The organism is Actinophytocola sp. (assembly GCF_045807065.1).
In the GTDB taxonomy this organism is placed as follows: Bacteria; Actinomycetota; Actinomycetes; order Mycobacteriales; family Pseudonocardiaceae; genus Actinophytocola.
Map to the genome: position 1 here is coordinate 1 of NZ_JBJMIE010000099.1, position 16855 is coordinate 16855.

General features: G+C 73.7%; 14 protein-coding genes, 1 pseudogene and 1 riboswitch. Of the genes and pseudogenes, 8 read left to right on the forward strand and 7 right to left on the reverse strand.

The annotated features are described in order from the left end of the window. Both ACJ73U_RS05775 and ACJ73U_RS05780 read right to left on the reverse strand, forming a co-directional pair. The coding region (locus ACJ73U_RS05775) for a homocysteine S-methyltransferase family protein (RefSeq protein ID WP_407776473.1) at window positions 1–980 on the reverse strand (980 nt) is incomplete at its 3' end. A 16-nt stretch (window positions 981–996) separates the two neighbouring features. Next, window positions 997–1077, reverse strand: a riboswitch (S-adenosyl-L-homocysteine riboswitch). A 104-nt stretch (window positions 1078–1181) separates the two neighbouring features. Beyond that, complete coding sequence (locus ACJ73U_RS05780) at window positions 1182–2243, reverse strand: hypothetical protein (RefSeq protein ID WP_407776474.1); 1062 nt, start codon at window positions 2241–2243, stop codon at window positions 1182–1184. Between the two features lie 108 nt (window positions 2244–2351). Here ACJ73U_RS05780 and ACJ73U_RS05785 point away from each other — a divergent pair, with 108 nt between their 5' ends. From ACJ73U_RS05785 to ACJ73U_RS05795, 3 genes are all read left to right on the forward strand, one after another. Then, complete coding sequence (locus tag ACJ73U_RS05785; RefSeq protein WP_407776475.1) at window positions 2352–2588, forward strand: hypothetical protein; 237 nt, start codon at window positions 2352–2354, stop codon at window positions 2586–2588. 88 nt (window positions 2589–2676) lie between these two features. Further along, the gene (locus ACJ73U_RS05790) at window positions 2677–3699 is read left to right on the forward strand and encodes a cytochrome P450 (RefSeq protein ID WP_407776476.1); all 1023 of its coding nucleotides are present in this window, start codon (window positions 2677–2679) and stop codon (window positions 3697–3699) included. Between the two features lie 32 nt (window positions 3700–3731). Next, the gene (locus tag ACJ73U_RS05795; RefSeq protein ID WP_407776477.1) at window positions 3732–4484 is read left to right on the forward strand and encodes an SDR family NAD(P)-dependent oxidoreductase; all 753 of its coding nucleotides are present in this window, start codon (window positions 3732–3734) and stop codon (window positions 4482–4484) included. A 23-nt stretch (window positions 4485–4507) separates the two neighbouring features. Here the strand turns inward: ACJ73U_RS05795 and ACJ73U_RS05800 are convergent, their stop codons facing one another. Beyond that, window positions 4508–5143: a response regulator gene (locus ACJ73U_RS05800; protein WP_407776478.1), complete on the reverse strand. Its 636-nt coding sequence runs from the start codon at window positions 5141–5143 to the stop codon at window positions 4508–4510. Between the two features lie 73 nt (window positions 5144–5216). Continuing rightward, on the reverse strand, window positions 5217–6275 hold the full coding sequence (locus ACJ73U_RS05805; RefSeq protein ID WP_407776479.1) for a sensor histidine kinase: 1059 nt from the start codon (window positions 6273–6275) through the stop codon (window positions 5217–5219). 133 nt (window positions 6276–6408) lie between these two features. On the opposite strand from ACJ73U_RS05805, the pseudogene ACJ73U_RS05810 reads away from it, so the two are divergent. The 4 genes and pseudogenes from ACJ73U_RS05810 to ACJ73U_RS05825 all read left to right on the forward strand — a co-directional run. Beyond that, window positions 6409–7017: pseudogene (locus ACJ73U_RS05810) on the forward strand (ATP-binding cassette domain-containing protein); the annotation flags it as partial. A 71-nt stretch (window positions 7018–7088) separates the two neighbouring features. After that, window positions 7089–7802, forward strand: a complete 714-nt coding sequence (locus ACJ73U_RS05815; RefSeq protein ID WP_407776480.1) for an ABC transporter permease — start codon at window positions 7089–7091, stop codon at window positions 7800–7802. Between the two features lie 56 nt (window positions 7803–7858). Further along, window positions 7859–10741, forward strand: a complete 2883-nt coding sequence (locus tag ACJ73U_RS05820; RefSeq protein WP_407776481.1) for an ATP-binding protein — start codon at window positions 7859–7861, stop codon at window positions 10739–10741. 67 nt (window positions 10742–10808) lie between these two features. Continuing rightward, window positions 10809–11963 carry an FAD-dependent monooxygenase gene (locus ACJ73U_RS05825; protein ID WP_407776482.1) on the forward strand — a complete coding sequence of 385 codons (1155 nt, stop codon included), beginning with the start codon at window positions 10809–10811 and terminating at the stop codon, window positions 11961–11963. Here ACJ73U_RS05825 and ACJ73U_RS05830 read toward each other — a convergent pair. The 3 genes from ACJ73U_RS05830 to ACJ73U_RS05840 form a co-directional block, all read right to left on the reverse strand. After that, window positions 11920–12843 (reverse strand): RNA polymerase subunit sigma-70, encoded by a 924-nt coding sequence (locus ACJ73U_RS05830; RefSeq protein WP_407776483.1) that lies wholly within the window; start codon window positions 12841–12843, stop codon window positions 11920–11922. The two genes, ACJ73U_RS05825 and ACJ73U_RS05830, sit on opposite strands and share 44 nt — an antisense overlap. 51 nt (window positions 12844–12894) lie before the next feature. Beyond that, window positions 12895–13638, reverse strand: a complete 744-nt coding sequence (locus tag ACJ73U_RS05835; RefSeq protein WP_407776484.1) for an SCO6745 family protein — start codon at window positions 13636–13638, stop codon at window positions 12895–12897. A gap of 148 nt (window positions 13639–13786) precedes the next feature. Continuing rightward, window positions 13787–15028 carry an alpha/beta hydrolase gene (locus ACJ73U_RS05840; protein ID WP_407776485.1) on the reverse strand — a complete coding sequence of 414 codons (1242 nt, stop codon included), beginning with the start codon at window positions 15026–15028 and terminating at the stop codon, window positions 13787–13789. A 106-nt stretch (window positions 15029–15134) separates the two neighbouring features. On the opposite strand from ACJ73U_RS05840, the gene ACJ73U_RS05845 reads away from it, so the two are divergent. Continuing rightward, window positions 15135–16826 carry a phosphatidylglycerol lysyltransferase domain-containing protein gene (locus tag ACJ73U_RS05845; RefSeq protein WP_407776486.1) on the forward strand — a complete coding sequence of 564 codons (1692 nt, stop codon included), beginning with the start codon at window positions 15135–15137 and terminating at the stop codon, window positions 16824–16826. Window positions 16827–16855 lie beyond the last annotated feature (29 nt).

Below are 16855 nucleotides of genomic sequence, written 5' to 3' on the forward strand. Positions count from 1 at the left end.
CCCGGCGTCTTCGGCCGACGTCGCGGCGTCACGCCCTCGACGGCCTGCGCGATCTGGCGGATGTAGACGGGCGTGGTGCCGCAGCAGCCGCCGACGATGTTGACCATGCCGGCGCCGATGAAGTCGCCGAGCAGCTCACCGGTCTCCTCGGGCGTCTGGTCGTAGCCGCCGAAGGCGTTGGGCAGGCCCGCGTTCGGGTGGCAGGCGACGTAGGTGTCGGCCAGCCGGGCCAGCTCCGCCACGTGTGGTCGCATCTCGGCCGCGCCGAGCGAGCAGTTCACGCCGACCACCAGCGGGTGCGCGTGCGCGATCGAGCGCCAGAACGCCTCGACCGTCTGGCCGGACAGCGTGCGCCCGGACAGGTCGACGATCGTCACCGAGATCCACAGCGGCAGGTCCGGCGCCACCTCCCGGGCCGCGGCGACGGCGGCCTTGCAGTTGAGCGTGTCGAAGATCGTCTCGATGAGCAGGATGTCGACGCCGCCATCAGCAAGGGCGCTGATCTGCTCCGCGTAGGCGGCCTTGACCTGGTCGAAGGTGACGGCGCGGTACGCCGGGTCCTCGACCTTCGGCGACAGCGACAGCGTGACGTTCAGCGGGCCGATCGAGCCGGCCACGAACTTGCCGCCCGCCTCGTCCGCGGCCTGGCGGGCGAGCCGCGCGCCCGCGACGTTCATCTCGCGCACGTACTCCTGCAGCCCGTAGTCGGCCTGCCCGATGGAGGTCGCGGTGAACGTGTTGGTGGTGGTGATGTCCGCGCCCGCAGCGAGGTACTGGCGGTGCACGTCCAGGATCACGTCCGGGCGGGTGAGGTTGAGCACGTCCGGGTCGCCGGTCACGTCGTGCGTGTGGTCGCCGAACCGATCGCCCCGGTAGTCCTCCGGGGTCAGCGAGGCGTTCTGGAGCATGGTGCCCCACGCGCCGTCGAGCACGGCGATGCGTGAGTCGAGCAGTGCGCGCAGCGCGTTGACCTTGCTCATGCGGCCTCCCATGGTGATGTGGGAGGCGCCCTTGCTTACGCGGTTCAGCCGGGCCGAGCGTGGCGGACCCCCGTCCGTTGCAGCGCCTCTCGGCCCAAGCATCGACTTTACCGAGTCAGCGCCGCCACCGCGACAACGGTCACGGGGTGGGATCGCCGACCGGTTCTGTGCTGACGCCCGAGCCGACGCGCGACCAGGCGGTCAGCCCAGGTCCGCGCGCCACAGAGTTCTGTTGTCTTCGTCTCCGTCGGGTCCCGCCAACACGTACGTGGTGTCGCCGACCCGTGCGACCGCCGTGACCACTCCGGTGGGGCCGACCGCGTCGCTGATGTCGCCGTCGAGGGTAGCAACGCGCACACTGCCCCGATCGGAGTACACCAGGGTGTCACCGAGGGGTGGTACCGGCCGGTCGTCGTCGCCGACGGGGACGTCGGGTACGTCGGGCACCCGTCGCCATGTGTTACGACCCTGCCGCCAGACGGCGAGCCGCCCGTCCACCCGACCCGCGACGGAACAGGTGTCCGCGCAGCTCACGGCCATGGCCTCCGCCGACTTCCCGCCCCCCGGCAGCGTGACGAGGCTCGCCCTGCCGTCACGCACCGTCCACACCACCGCCTGCTGCTTCCCACCCGCCAGCTGCCAGCCCGCGACCAGGACGTCAGCGCCGTGCGCGGCCGCGGACATCGGGAACTTGAGGGAGTTCCCAGTGCTCTCCAGCGGCGTACCAGCCGAGCTCTGCCGGTTCCACGTGGTGCCGTCGGTCGTCCACAGCGCGGCGTCCGAGCCCTCGCTGGCACCCTGCCAGACGCCGACCAGCAGCGGCCCGCTCGTCGGGAGGACGCCGTCGACGAGCGCGCCGGCGCCGTACCCGCCGAAGGCCGAGAACCTCTGCGGCTGCTCGACGAGCTCCGTCCCCCGCGTGCGCCAGACGCTCCACCGGACGTTCATGTGCGCGCCGCCGGACCTGCCGCCGACGGCGAGGATCTCCTGGCCGTCGGCGGTGACCGAGAACCAGTCCGCGACCTTGCCGTACGGCGTGGCCGGGACCACACCGACCTCCGTCGCCCGCCCGTGCGCGTAACGCAGCATGCCCGGTCTCCCGTGCCTGCTGACGCCCACGACCAGCGCGTCGCCGGCCGCGGCGATGCGGGTCGCCACCACGCCGGGAGGCAGGTCGACCCTGGTGAACGGGGTGCGGGCGGCAGGCGCGTCACCGCACCCGGCCAGGAGCAGCAGGGCGGCGAGGATCGGCAGCACGCGCACACCGGTAAGTGTGCCTCAAGCGGTTAGTTCATGGTCATATGAATAGTGCGCGGGCTTTCTGGGAATACGTCTCTCGCAGTCCCCACGGCCTGGTTGAGGTGAGCGACGGTGGCGAAGGCGAAGGCGAGCCCGACACGCGGCTCGAAAGTGACATTCCTGCTGCGTGACGAGCACGGCGAGCGGTTTCGCGTCGGTGAGGTCGTCGGGCCGCTGGAACAGGACCCGGTCACCGGGGAGATCTGGGTGGGCATCCGGATGGCCGACGGGCCGCGACGGCAGACCGTGACCCTGATCCCGGTCGCCACGGTGCTCAACGTCACCCCGCCGGAACGCGGTGTGGTCTAGCCCCCGCATGTCTCGAAAGCACAACTCGTCGGCCGCGAAAACGCTGGTGACCAGCTGAATCCGGGTTGTCACTCTTAGTGTCAACCTGGTGACCGCGTTCGCTGAGCTCGCCGCCGACCCCCACTCGGCGTACCTGCGGCTGCGCGCGCAGGATCCGGTCAGCTGGCTCCCGGAGGCCGGGCAGTGGCTCGTCACCCGCTGGCACGACGTCCTGCGGGTCCTGTCCGACCCGGAGCGCTTCGCGAACGGCCACGCCGACATCCACGACGCGTTCCACGAGGCCTACGAGCCAGGGCTGAGCCCGGCCGACATCGACACGATCACCCGGCCGATCGCCCGCAAGGCGGCCGACGACCTGTTCGCCGCGGGCGAGGCGGACCTGACCGCCGAGTACTTCGAGCGTGTCGCGGCGGTCGCCGGGGCGACGATGCTCGGCCTGGGCCTCGGCTGCGTGGACACGCTGCTGCGCTGGGGCAAGACGCTCGCCCGCGACCCGGACGCGGACACCACCGAGGACGCCGCGGTGATCGTCGGGCGGCTGCGGCGCCTGCCGGAGGACTCACTGGCGGCGCGGCTCGTGCGCGTGGACGCGGACCCCGTGCCGCTGCTGAAGCACCTGGCGGTCAGCGTGCTGAAGCCGGGCTGGCTCGCGGCGTGGACGCTGGCGGCGCTGTGGAGCGACCCGGCCCAGTTCACGGCGGTGTGGGCGAACCGGCACCTGCTGGGCGCGGCCGTGTACGAGGCACTGCGGTGGGGCGGGCCGGTCGGTGTGCTGACGCGGCGGACAACGTGCCCGGTGTCGTTGGGAGGCAGGGAGATTCCCGCCGGTGAGTCGCTGGCGGTGGCGGTCGCGTCGGCCAACCGGGACGAGACCGCGTTCCTGCTGCCGCAGCGGTTCGACGTGCACCGCAAGGTGCGGCCGCACCTGGGTTTCGGCGTCGGGCCGCGGCCCTGCCCCGCCTACCCGATGGTCATCGCGCTGGCCAGGACCGCGCTGGACGAGCTGTTCGAGCGCATGCCGAACCTGTGCCCCGCGCCGGGCTGGCGGCGGGTCCCGGAGGGATGGCGGCTGCGGCTGCCCGGACCGGTCGACGCCGTCTGGAATTCTTGACCGCTCGTTCCAGATACCGCTACGGTCCGCCCATGCGATTCGTGAACCAGGTGGTGTTGGTGACCGGCGGCGGCTCGGGGATCGGCAGGGCGGCCGCGCTGGCGTTCGCGGCCGAGGGCGCCGCGGTCGCGGTGGCCGGCCGCTCCCCGGAGCCGTTGGCGCACACGGTGAAGCTCGTCGAGTCGGCGGGCGGCACGGCCTCCCCCGTGGTCGCGGACGTGACCCGCGAGGACGACGTGGCCGCCATGGTCGACTCGGTCGTGACGCGCCACGGCGGCCTGCACGTCGCGTTCAACAACGCGGGCACGTTCGTGCCGGGCGGGGTCGCGGATCTGGCGGCCGACGAGTGGTCCCGGGCCCTTTCGGTCAACCTGACCGGCACGTGGCTGTCGATGAAGCACGAGATCGCCCACATGCGCGCCCACGGCGGCGGCACGATCGTGAACACGGCGTCGAACCTGGGCGCGCACGCCCGCCTCCCCGGCATCGCCGCCTACGTGACGTCGAAGGCGGCGGTGAGCGCCCTGACCCGCAACGCGGCGCTGGAACACATCGCGGACGGCATCCGCATCAACGCGGTCAGCCCCGGCCCGGTCGACACGCCGATGTCGCTGCGCCCCGGCGAGACGCCCGCCGACCGCGCCGCCCGGCTGCGCACCGCGCTCCCGATCGGCCGCGTGGCCACACTGGACGAGGTCACGTCCGCCGTGCTGTGGTTGGCGTCGCCGGAGTCCGGCTTCACCGTCGGCCACGACCTCGTCCTGGACGGCGGCGCGACGGCCTAGTCGGTTCCCCGGCCGGGAAGGCGTCAGGTGGGATCCGTTGGCGCCAACCCGTGGCGGAAGGCGTAGGTGACGGCCTGTGCGCGGTCGCGCACCCCGGTCTTCGCGAACAGGTTGTTGATGTGGGTCTTCACGGTCGCCTGCGTGATGTACAGGCGTTCGGCGATCTCCACGTTGGACCGCCCGGCCGCGATGAGCCGCAGGACATCGGTCTCCCTCGGTGTCAGGGCGGCCGGGCTCGGCGGGCGCACCGTCTCCAGCAGTCGCCGTTGGACGCTCGGTTCGAAGTGGGCGTCGCCGCGGTGGACGGTCGCGATGGCCTCGGCCAGGGCGCTGCTCGGCGCGTCCTTGGTGAGGTAGCCGCGTGCGCCGGCCCGCAGCGCCGCGAACACCGACTCGTCGTCGGCGTACGTGGACAGCACGACGACCTGCGTGTCCGGGTACTCGGCGCGGATCCGCCGCGTGGCCGCCACCCCGTCGAGCCGCGGCATCCGCAGGTCCATGAGCACGACGTCGGGCCGCTGCGCCGCCACGAGCGCCACCGCCTGCTCCCCGTCGGCGGCGGACCCCACCACCTCGACGTCCGGCAGCATGCCCAGGATCAGCACGAGCCCTTCCCGCACCACGGTCTGGTCGTCGACGACCACCACCCGGGCGGTCACGACGTCCCCTCGCAAGCTCCGCTCACGACGGCATGGTGTCGACGATTCGCTCCGCAAGCCCCGCAAGCTCCGCTCATGCCGGCACCGTCAGCGACACGCGGAACCCTGTCTCCGACGGGCCGGCCGTGAGTTCGCCGCCCAGCAGCTCCGCCCGTTCACGCATGCCGACCAGGCCGTAACCGTTGCCGGCCTTGGACAACGCGCCCGGCCGGCCGCCCGTGTCGGACACGTCCAGCTCGCACCGGCCCGGCGGACACCGCAGTGCCACCGTGACCGACGCCATGGGGGCGTGCTTGTGCACGTTGGTCAACGCCTCCTGCGCGGTCCGCACGACCGCGAGCCGCGCCTCCGGCGAGAGCGTCGACGGGTCGCCGGAAACCTCGACGACGCAACGGTTCCCGGTCGTCTCGCGGAACTGCTCGGCCAGCAGGCCCAGCTCGTCGACGAGTGGCGCGGACTCACCCCGCAGCGCCGCCACGGCGCGCTTGGTCTCCTCCAGCCCCGCCCGTGCCATCGCCCCCGCCTGCTCGACCCGCGCCAGCGCCACCGCCCGGTCGCCGTCCCGTTCGAGCAGCATGCGCGTGCCCTCCAGATGCACGACCTGCGCGGACAGCGAGTGCGCCAGGATGTCGTGGATCTCCCGCGCCAGCCGCTGCCGCTCCGCCAGCACCCGCGTGGCCGCCAGCTGCGCCGACTGCCGCTTCGTGACGGCCAACTGGCGGACCACCGCCGCGAACAGCACCGCCCAGCCCATGCCGCCGCCGATGCCCCAGACCACGCTGCCCGGCAGGCCCTGCGCCAACGAGATCCCGACGAAGCCGCCGGCCGTGACGACGGCGAGCGCCAGCGCCTGCCACAGCGGCATCCGGAACGGCGCGAGGTACACGACGATGAACAGCGCGGTCAGGCCCGTGTAGGGCACGTACGCGTCGGTGAGGAGCCCGAGCACGGCCGTGGCCGCCATCAGTGCCGGCGCCTTCTCGCGGCGCCACGCCGACAGCACGCACGTGAGCGACAGGCCGAACGGCACGAGCATGCCCGGCAGCTCGCCCGGTGCCGCCGTGGCGATGCTCACGCACAGTCCCCACGCGGCATAGAGCACGACCACGACGGCCAGCAGGCGACGCCACATGGCCGCATTGTGGACCGGCCACACCGCCCCGCGCCTCCACCCACGGGTTGGTCTTCTCCACCTCCGGTGGGAGGCCCGGGGGTCGGACCGCGGGCCCAAGCCACGGCGGCCGGCGCCGGGCAGCCTTGTCCGCGTGATCTCCATACGAGGGCTGACGAAGTCGTTCGGGCGGGTGCGGGCCGTGGACGGTCTCTCGTTCACCGTGCCGGCGGGCGAGGTGACCGGGTTCCTCGGTCCGAACGGCGCGGGCAAGACGACCACGTTGCGCATGCTGCTGGGCCTGGTGCGACCGGACCAGGGGGAAGCACTGGTCGGCGGGCGGCGGTACGCGGACGTGGACATGCCGGTCCGGGTCGTGGGCGCGGTGCTCGAGTCGACCGCGTTCCACCCGGGCCGGTCCGCGCGGGTGCACCTGCGCGCGCTGTGCCTGGCCGCGGGGTTGCCGCTCGAGCAGACCGAGGCCGTGCTCGACACCGTCGACCTCGCCGGCGCGGCGGACCGGCGCGTCGGCGGGTTCTCACTCGGCATGCGGCAGCGGCTCGCGCTCGCGTCCGCGCTGCTCGGCGATCCCGCGGTGCTGGTGCTGGACGAGCCGGCGAACGGGCTCGACCCGACGGGCGTGCACTGGCTGCGCGGCCTGCTGCGGGCACTCGCCGCGGAGGGGCGGACGGTGCTGGTGTCCAGCCACGGGTTGGCCGAGCTGTCCCGCACGGCCGACCGGGTGGTGGTGGTCGACCGGGGCCGGCTGGTCGGGGACCGGCCGGTCGGGGACGACCTGGAGGACTGGTACCTCGACCTCGTGGGGAGCACGCGGTGATCGCCGAGCTGTACAAGGCGCGGTCGACGCGGTCGGTCTGGTGGCTGGGTGCCGTCGCGGTCGTGTTCTGCGTGGTGTGGGCGGTCGTGGACGTCGCGCTGTGGCTCGGCGACCGGAGCGACCGCGACGTCGAGGCCGCGTACGCCATGGCCCAGCAGGGGTACCTGTTCGCGCTGGTCATCGGGGTGCTGCTGGTGGCGGGCGAGTACCGGCACCGGACGGTCACCTGGGCGCTGCTGGTCACCCCGCACCGGTCGCGGGTGGTGGTCGCGAAGCTGGCGGCCTGCGCCGTCGTCGGTCTCGTCGTGGGACTGGCCGGCGCGGCGGCGACCGGGACCTACGTGTTCGCGGCGACCGGGCTGTTCACCGCCGGCGTGCCGCTCGCGCTGCTGGGCTCGGTGGTGAGCACGGCACTGTGGACGGTGTTGGGTGGCGCGCTGGGCGCGCTGGTGCGCAACCAGACCGCGACGGTCGTGGGGGCGTTCCTGTGGTTCTTCTACGCGGAGTGGCTGCTGATCGCGCTGGTGCCGGCGGTCGGGCGGTGGACGCCCTCGGGCGCGGCGAAGGCGGTGTCGGGCTGGACGCGGGACGCGATGCCGGTGGCGGGCGACCTGCTGCCGATGTGGGCGGGTGGCCTGCTGTTCCTGGCCTACGCGCTGGCGGCGGCCGGCCTCGCGGTGCTGACCACCACCCGCCGCGACGTGACCTGAGCGGTGCGCCCGCCGGGTGTGGCGGGCCCGGTCCGGGCGGCGGGGAGAATCACGGGGTGCGGATCGGGATTCTCGGGTCACTCGAGGTGCGGGCCGCCGACGGTGCGCCGATCACCGTCGGCGGCCCGCGACCGCGCGCGTTGCTGGTGCTGCTCGCGCTGAACGCGAACCGCGTGGTCGGGGTGGACGCGATCGTCGCGGCGCAGTACGGCGACGAGCCGCCCGCCGACGCGGCCGGTGCGGTGCAGGCGCACGTGTCCCGGCTGCGCAGGGCGGTCGCGGTCGAGTTCGACGGGGCCGGGTACCGGCTACCGGTCGACCCCGACGGCGTGGACGCGCTCCGGTTCGAGCGGCTGGCCGCCGAGGGTCGCCGGCTGCTGGCGGCCGGCGCACACGACAAGGCCGCCGCCGTGCTGCGGGAGGCCGTCGGGTTGTGGCGCGGGCCCGCGCTCGTCGACCTGCCCCACGGTGCCGCCCAGGCCGCTCGGCTCGACGAGCTCCTGCTCGCCGCGCGGGAGGACCTGGTCGAGGCCGAGCTGGCGCTGCCGGCGGGCACGCCGGTGGCGGAGCTGCGGGCGCTCGTGACCGCCAACCCCTTGCGGGAGCGGCTGCGCGGCCAGCTGATGCGGGCACTGCACGCGACCGGGCGGCAGGCGGAGGCGCTGGTCGAGTTCGAGGACACCCGCCGGCTGCTCGCGGACGAGCTGGGTGCCGACCCCTCCCCCGAGCTGTCCGCGACGCACCTGGCGATCCTGCGGGCCGAGCAGGCACCGCGGCGGGTCGGGCCGCCGGCGCAGCTCACCAGTTTCGTCGGCCGGACCGCCGAGCTGGCCCGCCTGCGCGAGCTGCGGACCGAGCGCCTCGTGACCATCCTCGGGCCGGGTGGCACCGGTAAGACGCGGCTCGCGGTCGAGGCCGTGCGAGGACGGGACGCGTGCTTCGTCGACCTGTCACCGGTCGAGGACGGCGACCTGGTGCCGCAGGCGGTGCTCGGCGCGCTGGGGCTGCGGGAGTCCGGGTTCGTGCCGTCCTCGGGTGATCCGGTGGCGCGGCTGGTGGCGGCACTCGACCAGCCGCTCCTGCTCGTGTTCGACAACTGCGAGCAGGTGGTGGCCGCGGTCGCCACGCTGGCCAGGACGCTGCTCGCGGCGTGCCCCGCGTTGACGGTCCTCGCGACCAGCCGCGAACCGCTCGGGCTCACCGGGGAGACGCTGCTGCCACTGGCACCGCTTGCCGGCGACGCGGTGCGGTTGTTCGCCGACCGGGCCGCCGCGGTCCGGCCGGGCTTCACGGTGTCCGACGCGAACCGTGCGGACGTGACCGCCATCTGCGCCGCGGTGGACGGGCTGCCGCTGGCCATCGAGCTGGCGGCGGCGCGGCTGCGGCAGTTCACGGTGGCGGAGCTGGCGGCGCGGCTGTCGTCGGACGGCCCGTTCCGGCTGCTGTCCCGCGGCGACCGGACGGCGGCCGCCCGGCACCGGACGCTGCGCGCGGTGGTCACGTGGAGCTGGGACCTGCTCACCCCGGTCGAGCAGGCCGTGGCCGCGCGGTTCGCGGTGTTCACCGGCGGCGCGACGCTCGCTGCGGCGGAGGCCGTCTGCGAGACGACCGATGACGTGCTGGCCGACCTGGTGGACCGGTCTCTCATCGAGACGGACCCGTCAGGTCGGCGATACCGGATGCTGGAGACCGTCCGCCTGTTCTGCCTGGAGCGGCTGCCGCCGGACGCCCGCGCCGCCCATGCCCGGTACTACGTCGACCTCGCGGAACGCGCCGACCCGCACCTGCGCCGGGCCGAACAGCTGGACTGGCTGGCGGCGCTGTCCGCCGACCACGACAACCTGATGGCCGCGCTGCGCTGGTGCGTGCACGACGACCCGGCGACGGGGTACCGGCTGGTGGCCGCGCTGACCGCGTACTGGTGGCTGTCCGGCCGCCGCAGCCAGGCGGGCGAGGCGGCCCGGGCGCTGCTCGACGTGCCGGGCTTCGACACGGGCGAGGAGTACGTGGCCTGCGCACTGCACGCGGTGCCGCCCGACCCCGTGCACCGGACTCGGGCCGCCGAGATCATGCGGAACCTGTCCGGCCCGCCGCGGTACCCGTTCGTGGCGACGGTGTGGGGCATGACGACCGGCCCGTGGGGCCCGGTGTCGGAGGCCGCGGCGCTGCTGGACGACGACCCGTGGACGGTCGCGCTGTACCGGCTGAGCATGGGGATCATGCTGGTGCTGGACGGCCGGCCGTCGGCGGGCGAGGCCGAGCTGGCCGACGTGCTGACGAGGTTCCGCGAGCTGGGCGAGCGCTGGGGCATGGCGCAGGCACTCGACTGGCTGGCGGAGGTGGCGGGTTGGCGCGGCGAGTGGTCCCGGGCGATGGAGCTGTGGGCGGAGTCGCTGGCGCACTACGAGCGGTTCGGCGCACTGGAGGAGTGCGTGGACGTGCTGTGCCGTCGCGCGGACTGCCTGGCACGGCAGGGGAAGCCCGAGGCCTCGGCAGCGGACTTCCGCCGAGCGGCCGAGCTGTCGCGGCGGGCGGGCCAGGAGTCCCCGGCGGTGTCGCTGGGCCTGGCCCGTTCCCCGGCGGACCTGACCGAGGCCCTGTCCAGCACCCGCGACGACTTCGGCGGCGCGCCGGTACGTTCCCGGATCCTGACCGCACTGGGCCGCCACGAGGAGGCGGTCGCCGCGGCCCGCAGGTCCCCGTTCATCGCGCCCCTGGCGGCGGCGGTGGAGGGCCTGGCCGGCGCGGCACACGCGGAACGGGCGGCGTTCCTGCTGGGCACAGCCGTGGCCCTGCGCGGCACAGCCATCGTCGGCGATCCCGCGGTCGCGGCCACGGCGGCGCGGGCCACGGCAGCCCTGGGCGCCGACGCCTTCGCCGCGGCCTTCGCGCAGGGCGCCCGCCAGACCCGCGCCGAGGCCCTGGCCGAACTGCCCTGAACGGGCTGTCGGTGGCTGTCGGTCGGGTGTCGGCGGGCTGTCGGCGGGGGCGGCGAACGTGGTCGGCATGAAGAACACGACAGTCCTCATCTCCGGCGCCAGCATCGCCGGGCCCGCGCTCGCTCTCTGGCTCGCCCGCTACGGCGCCACCGTCACCGTCGTCGAGAAGGCGCCCGGCCTCCGCGCCGGTGGGCAGGCCGTCGACTTCAAGGGGGAGACCCACCGCACCGTGCTGACCAGGATGGGCATCCTCGACGAGGTGCGCCGCCGGCAGACCGGTGGGCACGACCAGACCGTCGTCGACGCGCAGGGTCGGCCGCGGGCCGTGATCCCCGGCGAGTTCACCGGCGGGGACATCGAGATCCGCCGCGGTGACCTCGCCGACATCCTCTACCAGCGCACCAGGGACAGCTGCGAGTACGTCTTCGGCGACTCGATCACCTCGCTCACCGAAACCAACGAGACCACCGGGACCGCCGGCGGCGTCCACGTCACCTTCGAGAAGAGCGCACCCCGCACGTTCGACCTGGTCGTCGGCGCCGACGGGATCCACTCCACCGTCCGGCGCCTCGCGTTCGGCCCCGAGCAGGACTACGTCCACTTCCTCGGCCACTACTACGCGCTCGCCAGCCTGGGCGTGCCCGGCGACGCGCTCATGTACAACGAGCCCGGCCGCATGGTCGCGGTCGGCGGGCCCAAGGCCGAGTCGTTCTTCGTGTTCGCCTCGCCCGAGCTGACCTACGACCGCTACGACCCCGAGCAGCAGAAGAAGCTGCTGCTCGACGCCTACCGCGGCGGCGGCTGGCGGATCCCGGACCTCCTCGCGAAGGTGCCCGGCTCCCCCGACTTCTACCTCGACTCGATCAGCCGCGTGGCGGTGGCCGACTACGCCCGGGGCAGGGTCGTGCTGCTCGGCGACTCCGCGTACGGCAACACGCTCGGCGGCTTCGGCAGCGGCCTCGCGATCGTCGGCGCGTACGTGCTGGCCGGCGAGCTGCACCGGGCGGGCGGCGACCACAGCGTCGCCTTCCGCCGGTACACCGAGCTGTTCCGGCCCTACGCGAAGGTCTCCAAGCAGGGCAACGCCGGCAGGTTCCTCGCGCCGGGCAGCGCGCGCGGCATCCGCATGCGGAACTGGATGTTCAACCGCAGGGTCCTCTTCGGCGCGATGATGAAGCTCACCGACCGCTTCGCGACCCGGATCGACCTGCCGACGTACTGACGAAACGCGCCACCACGGGGGGATCGGCGAAGACGGCGATCCGGTGCAGACGGTCCCCGCGGACGGTCAGCACCGCGACCGCGTACGGCTCGCCCTGGAGGTAGGCGACCACCGCGGGCTGGCCGTTGGCCGGCGCCGGGACCATCCGCCAGTCCCCCGGCTCGCCGAGTGCCTGCACCCGCAGGTGCGGCAGGCAGTTCGCCTTCCCCGCGAACCACGTCCGCACGCCGGTCATCTCCAGCACGGCGTCGTCGGTGAGCAGCCGTTCCAGGGCCGCGGCGTCCGAGGTCTCGAACGCCCTGACGTACGCGTCCAGCACGGCCCGCGCCTCGGCGGGCGCCGGCGCCACCTGCTCCGGCGAGAGCGTCGAGACCGTGGCCCTGGCCCGCTGCAGGGCGCTCTTCACCGCCGCCACCGACATGGACAGCGCCGCCGCGACCTCGGCCGCCGACCAGGCGAGCACGTCCCGCAGCAGAAGCACGGCCCGCTGGCGCGGCGGCAGGAACTGCAGGCTGGCGACGAGCGCGAGCCGCAGGTCGTCCTTCCGCACCGCCGCGTCCGCGGGGTCCGCGACCAGCGAGTCGGGGATCGGCTGCACCCAGTCCACGTCCGGCGCGGGCTCGACGCGTGCCAGCGGGTCGGTGCCGGGCGGGCCGAGACCGGAGGGCAGGTACCGGCGCCGCTCCAACGCGGTCAGGCACACGTTGGTCGCGATCCGGTACAGCCACGACCGCACCGACGCCCGGCCCTCGAACCCGTCCCGCGCCCGCCACGCCCGCAGGAACGTCTCCTGCACCAGGTCCTCCGCGTCGTCGACGGACCCGGTCATGCGGTAGCAGTGCGCGATCAGCTCACGCCGGTAGGTCTCGAACTCCAGCATCGCGCCTCCTCTCGCACAGGTAGACCCGCCGAAGCCCGAGAAGGAATCGGCTCAGAGCACCTTCTCGCCGAGCGCGCCGACCAGGTCGACGAACTCGGCCCGTTCCGCCGGGGTCAGCGCGCGTTCGTACGCGGCGGCGACGAGCCGGTCGGTGGTCTCCTGGGCCCGGACGTGCCGGTCCCCGAGGTGCGAGCAGTCCGGCAGCTCGTCCCGCCAGCCGAAGAACCGCGCCTGCTGCGGCCCCTCGTTGGTGAGGATCGCCTCGAGCGGCCCCAGGCCGGCGGCCGTCGTCGCGACCAGGTGCACCGCGCCCCGCCACTCCCGCAGCACGTGCACGAGCTGCAGCATCCTGGCGACGCCACCCTCGGCCCTCGGCTCGGCCCGCCACCCGGCGAACAGCGGCAACGCGGACTCCTCCGCGGCGTCGACCACCCGCTCGGCCAGTTCGGACAGCCGGTCCGCGTGGCCGAACCCGGCGAGGTGGTCCTCCGCCCAGGCCGCACAGGCCTGGGCGTACCGGTGGGCGCTCTCCCGCGCCCCGGCGACCGCGAGCCCGCGCTCCCACATGAGCCGCACGTAGCTCGGGTTCCACCAGCCGAAGGCCGCGACCACCACGGCGGCGTCGACGTCCCCGAGCACCCCGCCCCGCCCGGCGAAGTAGAACGGCTGGAGCTTGCCGTACCCGTGCTCCTCGGCGCGGCGCCGCGTGTCGTCGTGGATCATCCAGGCGGTGCCGACGTCGTGCAGCACTCGGTCAGCGGCCTGGACGGTCTGTTCCCCGGTGAGTTCTGGCATGCCCCGCAGGCTAGGCCAGTCCGGCTCCCCCGCGCTTCCAGGTGTTGGTTGCGTTCCGGCGGAGGTGCGGTTGGCGAGGTGGATTGTGGCTGGGTGCCGTCACGTTCCCCTGAGGTAACCGTTGATGGCTGGTGCGCCCTGGTTCCGGTCAGGTCGGGGTGGTCGTCATCGACGCGGCGAGCCTCGGTAGCTGTTCGGCGAACTCCTGGGCGCCGAACTGCCAGTTGTGAGCGCCCTGCCGGACCACCACCTGGGCGTCGATGCCGTCCGCGTGGCAGGCGGCCGCCAGGCGGTACGCCGCGCTGGTCGTGCGGTGCTCCCGGGTGCCGTCGGCGAAGACGCCCCACAGGCCGCCGCGGTAGCGGGGGTGGTGGGCGAGCACCGTGAGCGGGTCGTGCGCGGCCCACGCCGCCCGGTTCCCGCCGTACAGGGTGGCGATGGTGGTGGCCTGGTCGCCGATGTTCGGGCCGAGGTCACCGGAGATGTCCAGGAAGCGGGTGAACACGTCCGGGTGCTCGACGGCCAGGTCCACCGCGCACGTGCCGCCCATCGACCAGCCCGCCACGCCCCAGCCCGTCGGCGTGACGCCGAAGCGCGCGGCCAGGTACGCCGGGATGTCCTTCACCAGGTGGTCCTCGGAGTTGCCGTGGGGACCGTCGACGCACTCGGTGTCCACCGTGAACCCGCCGGACGCGTCGGCGAACACCAGGATCGGCGCGCGGCCGTGGTGGCGCTGCGCGAACAGGTCCGCGGTGCCGATCGCGTTGCCGGCCCTGATCCAGTTCTGGGGTGTCGAGAACTCCGCCCCGATCATCTCGATCACCGGAAACTGTTCTTTTCGCCCCGGACGGAACCACGCGGGCGGTAGGTAAACAAATTCTTCTCGATGAGTAAAATGACTGTAGGTGTCCGGGATGTACACCGGGACGATCCGCCCGTTCCGCGTGCTCGGATCCACACTCGACAGCTCGCCGACGCCCACCTCCGACGGCACCGGCTGGCCGGTCAGCTCGCCGAAGGCGGCACCGACCGTCGGGTAGTAGCCGACGAAGGCGTTCACCGTGCTGGCCGCCGACGCCGCGGCGAGCACCACCGCGGCCGCAGCGGCCAGCCGCCGCCACGACTGTCCGCGCCAGACCAGCGCGACCAGCGCGAACACCATGACGCCCAGCCACAGCCACACCTCGTCCGGCAGCGGCTCGGGCTGCTCGAGCGCGTCGTTCACGACGATCGAGGCGAGCCCCGCGCAGACGGCGGCGGCCCCGAGAGCCACCGGCACGGCGCGCGTCCACCAGCGACGGTCCCGGCGCGCCACCGCCAGGACGACGGCGACGACGGCGATGATCCGGAGGGCCGCCGGTAACCACCCGGACAGCAGTGACACACTCACGCAGCCATTGTGGGACCTATTCCTGAGAGTTGACTTAGATACGGACACCAAGGTGGCGATCACGTTTTTCGGGGCGTATCAATTGACGCGGCGAAGGGTCACGGTCATGCTCACCTCCTGGGGCGTCTACAACGGCCGCGCGGTACGGGTGCTGGCCACGACCACACGCGTGGCGGGGCTGCTCGCGATCCTCGTGGTCGCGTTGCCGCTCGGCCGGCGGATGTTCCGGCCGTCGCTCGCGACCTGGTTCGGCCTGCCCTACCAGGCGCACGTCGGCGCACTGGTGGTGACCGCGGTCGCCGGTGTGGGGCTCCTGATGCTCGCGACCGGGCTGCGGCGGCGCAAGCGGCGCGCGTGGCAGGTCGCGGTGTTCCTGACGGCGCTGATCTCTGTTCTGCAGCTGGTCTTCCGGCACGCGGTCGTGGCGCCGGTGGTCACGGCCACGCTGTTCGTGGCGCTGGTCGTCTACCGGCGTGAGTTCGCCGCGCGGCCGGACCCGGTGACCGGCCGGTGGCTGGGCATCCGGGTGTTCGGCCAGATCGCGCTCGGTGGCGCGCTGACCAACTTCGTGATCCTGCTGTTCGCGCGGCACCGGCTGATCGGCCGCCCGACGTTCGACGCCCGCCTGGCGCACGCGGCCCTGTCGCTGGTCGGGATCGAGGGCCCGGTCACCTTCCGGGTCGCGTTCCTGGACGACCTGACCTCGGCCATCGGCCTGGCCAGCGGCATCGTGGCGGCCGTGCTCGGCGGGTACTTCCTGCTGCGCTCGGCCGAACCGGCGCCGCTCGGGTGCGGGGACGCCGCGTTGCGCAGGCTGATCGGCACGCAGGACTCGCTGGCGTACTTCGCGTTGCGCCCGGACAAGTCGGTCGTGTTCTCGCCGACCCAGAAGGCGGCGGTGACCTACCGCGTGCTGGCCGGGGTGGCGCTGGCGTCTGGCGACCCGCTCGGCGACCCGGAGGCGTGGCCGGGCGCGATCACGGCGTTCCTCGCCACCTGCGCCGGGCACGGCTGGGTGCCGGCGGTGCTCGGCTGCTCGGAACGCGGCGCGACGGTGTGGCACCGGCACGGCCTGCGTGCCCTGGAGCTGGGCGACGAGGCCGTTGTCGACGCGACGACGTTCACGGTCGAGGGCCGCGCGATGCGGGACGTGCGGCAGCTGGCCGCCCGCGCCCGCCGGGCGGGTTACGCGGTGCGCGTGCGCCGCGCGGCCGAGATGTCCGACGTGGAGCGCGCGCACCTGGCCGAGCTGGCCGAGCAGTGGCGTGGCACGGAACCGGAACGCGGCTTCTCGATGGCGCTGTGCCGCACGGCCGCGGCCGACGACCCGGACTGCGTGCTGGTGACGGCCGAACGCGACGGCCGGTGCGACGGGCTCCTGCAGTTCGTGCCGTGGGGCGCGGACGGCCTGTCCCTGGACGTGATGCGTCGCGACCGCGCGGCGACCGGCGGCCTGAACGAGTTGATGATCACCTCGCTGCTGGCCGCGTGCCCGTCGCTGGGCGTGCGGCGGGTGTCGCTGAACTTCGCCGTCTTCCGCGCGGCCCTGGAACGCGGCGAGCGCATCGGCGCCGGCCCGGTGGCCCGCGCGTGGGCGTCCCTGCTGCGGCTGGGCTCGCGGTGGTGGCAGATCGAGAGCCTGTACCGCTTCAACGCCAAGTTCCAGCCGACGTGGGTGCCGCGCTTCATCGCGTTCCCCGCCGCGCGCGAGCTGCCCCGCATCGCCCTGGCCGCCATGGAGGCGGAGGGCTTCGGCGGCCGGCCGCGGGCGCTACTGCGCGCCCTGCAACGGGTCTAGCGCTCGGGACCCCTCCCGGCGCGGCCGTG

What these genes read in the sequence shown, in the direction of transcription:
- ACJ73U_RS05795 (WP_407776477.1), top strand. Translation starts at nt 3,732, where the DNA reads ATGCGATTCGTGAACCAGGTGGTGTTGGTGACCGGCGGCGGCTCGGGG.
- ACJ73U_RS05805 (WP_407776479.1), bottom strand. Translation starts at nt 6,275, where the DNA reads ATGTGGCGTCGCCTGCTGGCCGTCGTGGTCGTGCTCTATGCCGCGTGG.
- ACJ73U_RS05825 (WP_407776482.1), top strand. Translation starts at nt 10,809, where the DNA reads ATGAAGAACACGACAGTCCTCATCTCCGGCGCCAGCATCGCCGGGCCC.
- ACJ73U_RS05830 (WP_407776483.1), bottom strand. Translation starts at nt 12,843, where the DNA reads ATGCTGGAGTTCGAGACCTACCGGCGTGAGCTGATCGCGCACTGCTAC.
- ACJ73U_RS05835 (WP_407776484.1), bottom strand. Translation starts at nt 13,638, where the DNA reads ATGCCAGAACTCACCGGGGAACAGACCGTCCAGGCCGCTGACCGAGTG.
- ACJ73U_RS05845 (WP_407776486.1), top strand. Translation starts at nt 15,135, where the DNA reads ATGCTCACCTCCTGGGGCGTCTACAACGGCCGCGCGGTACGGGTGCTG.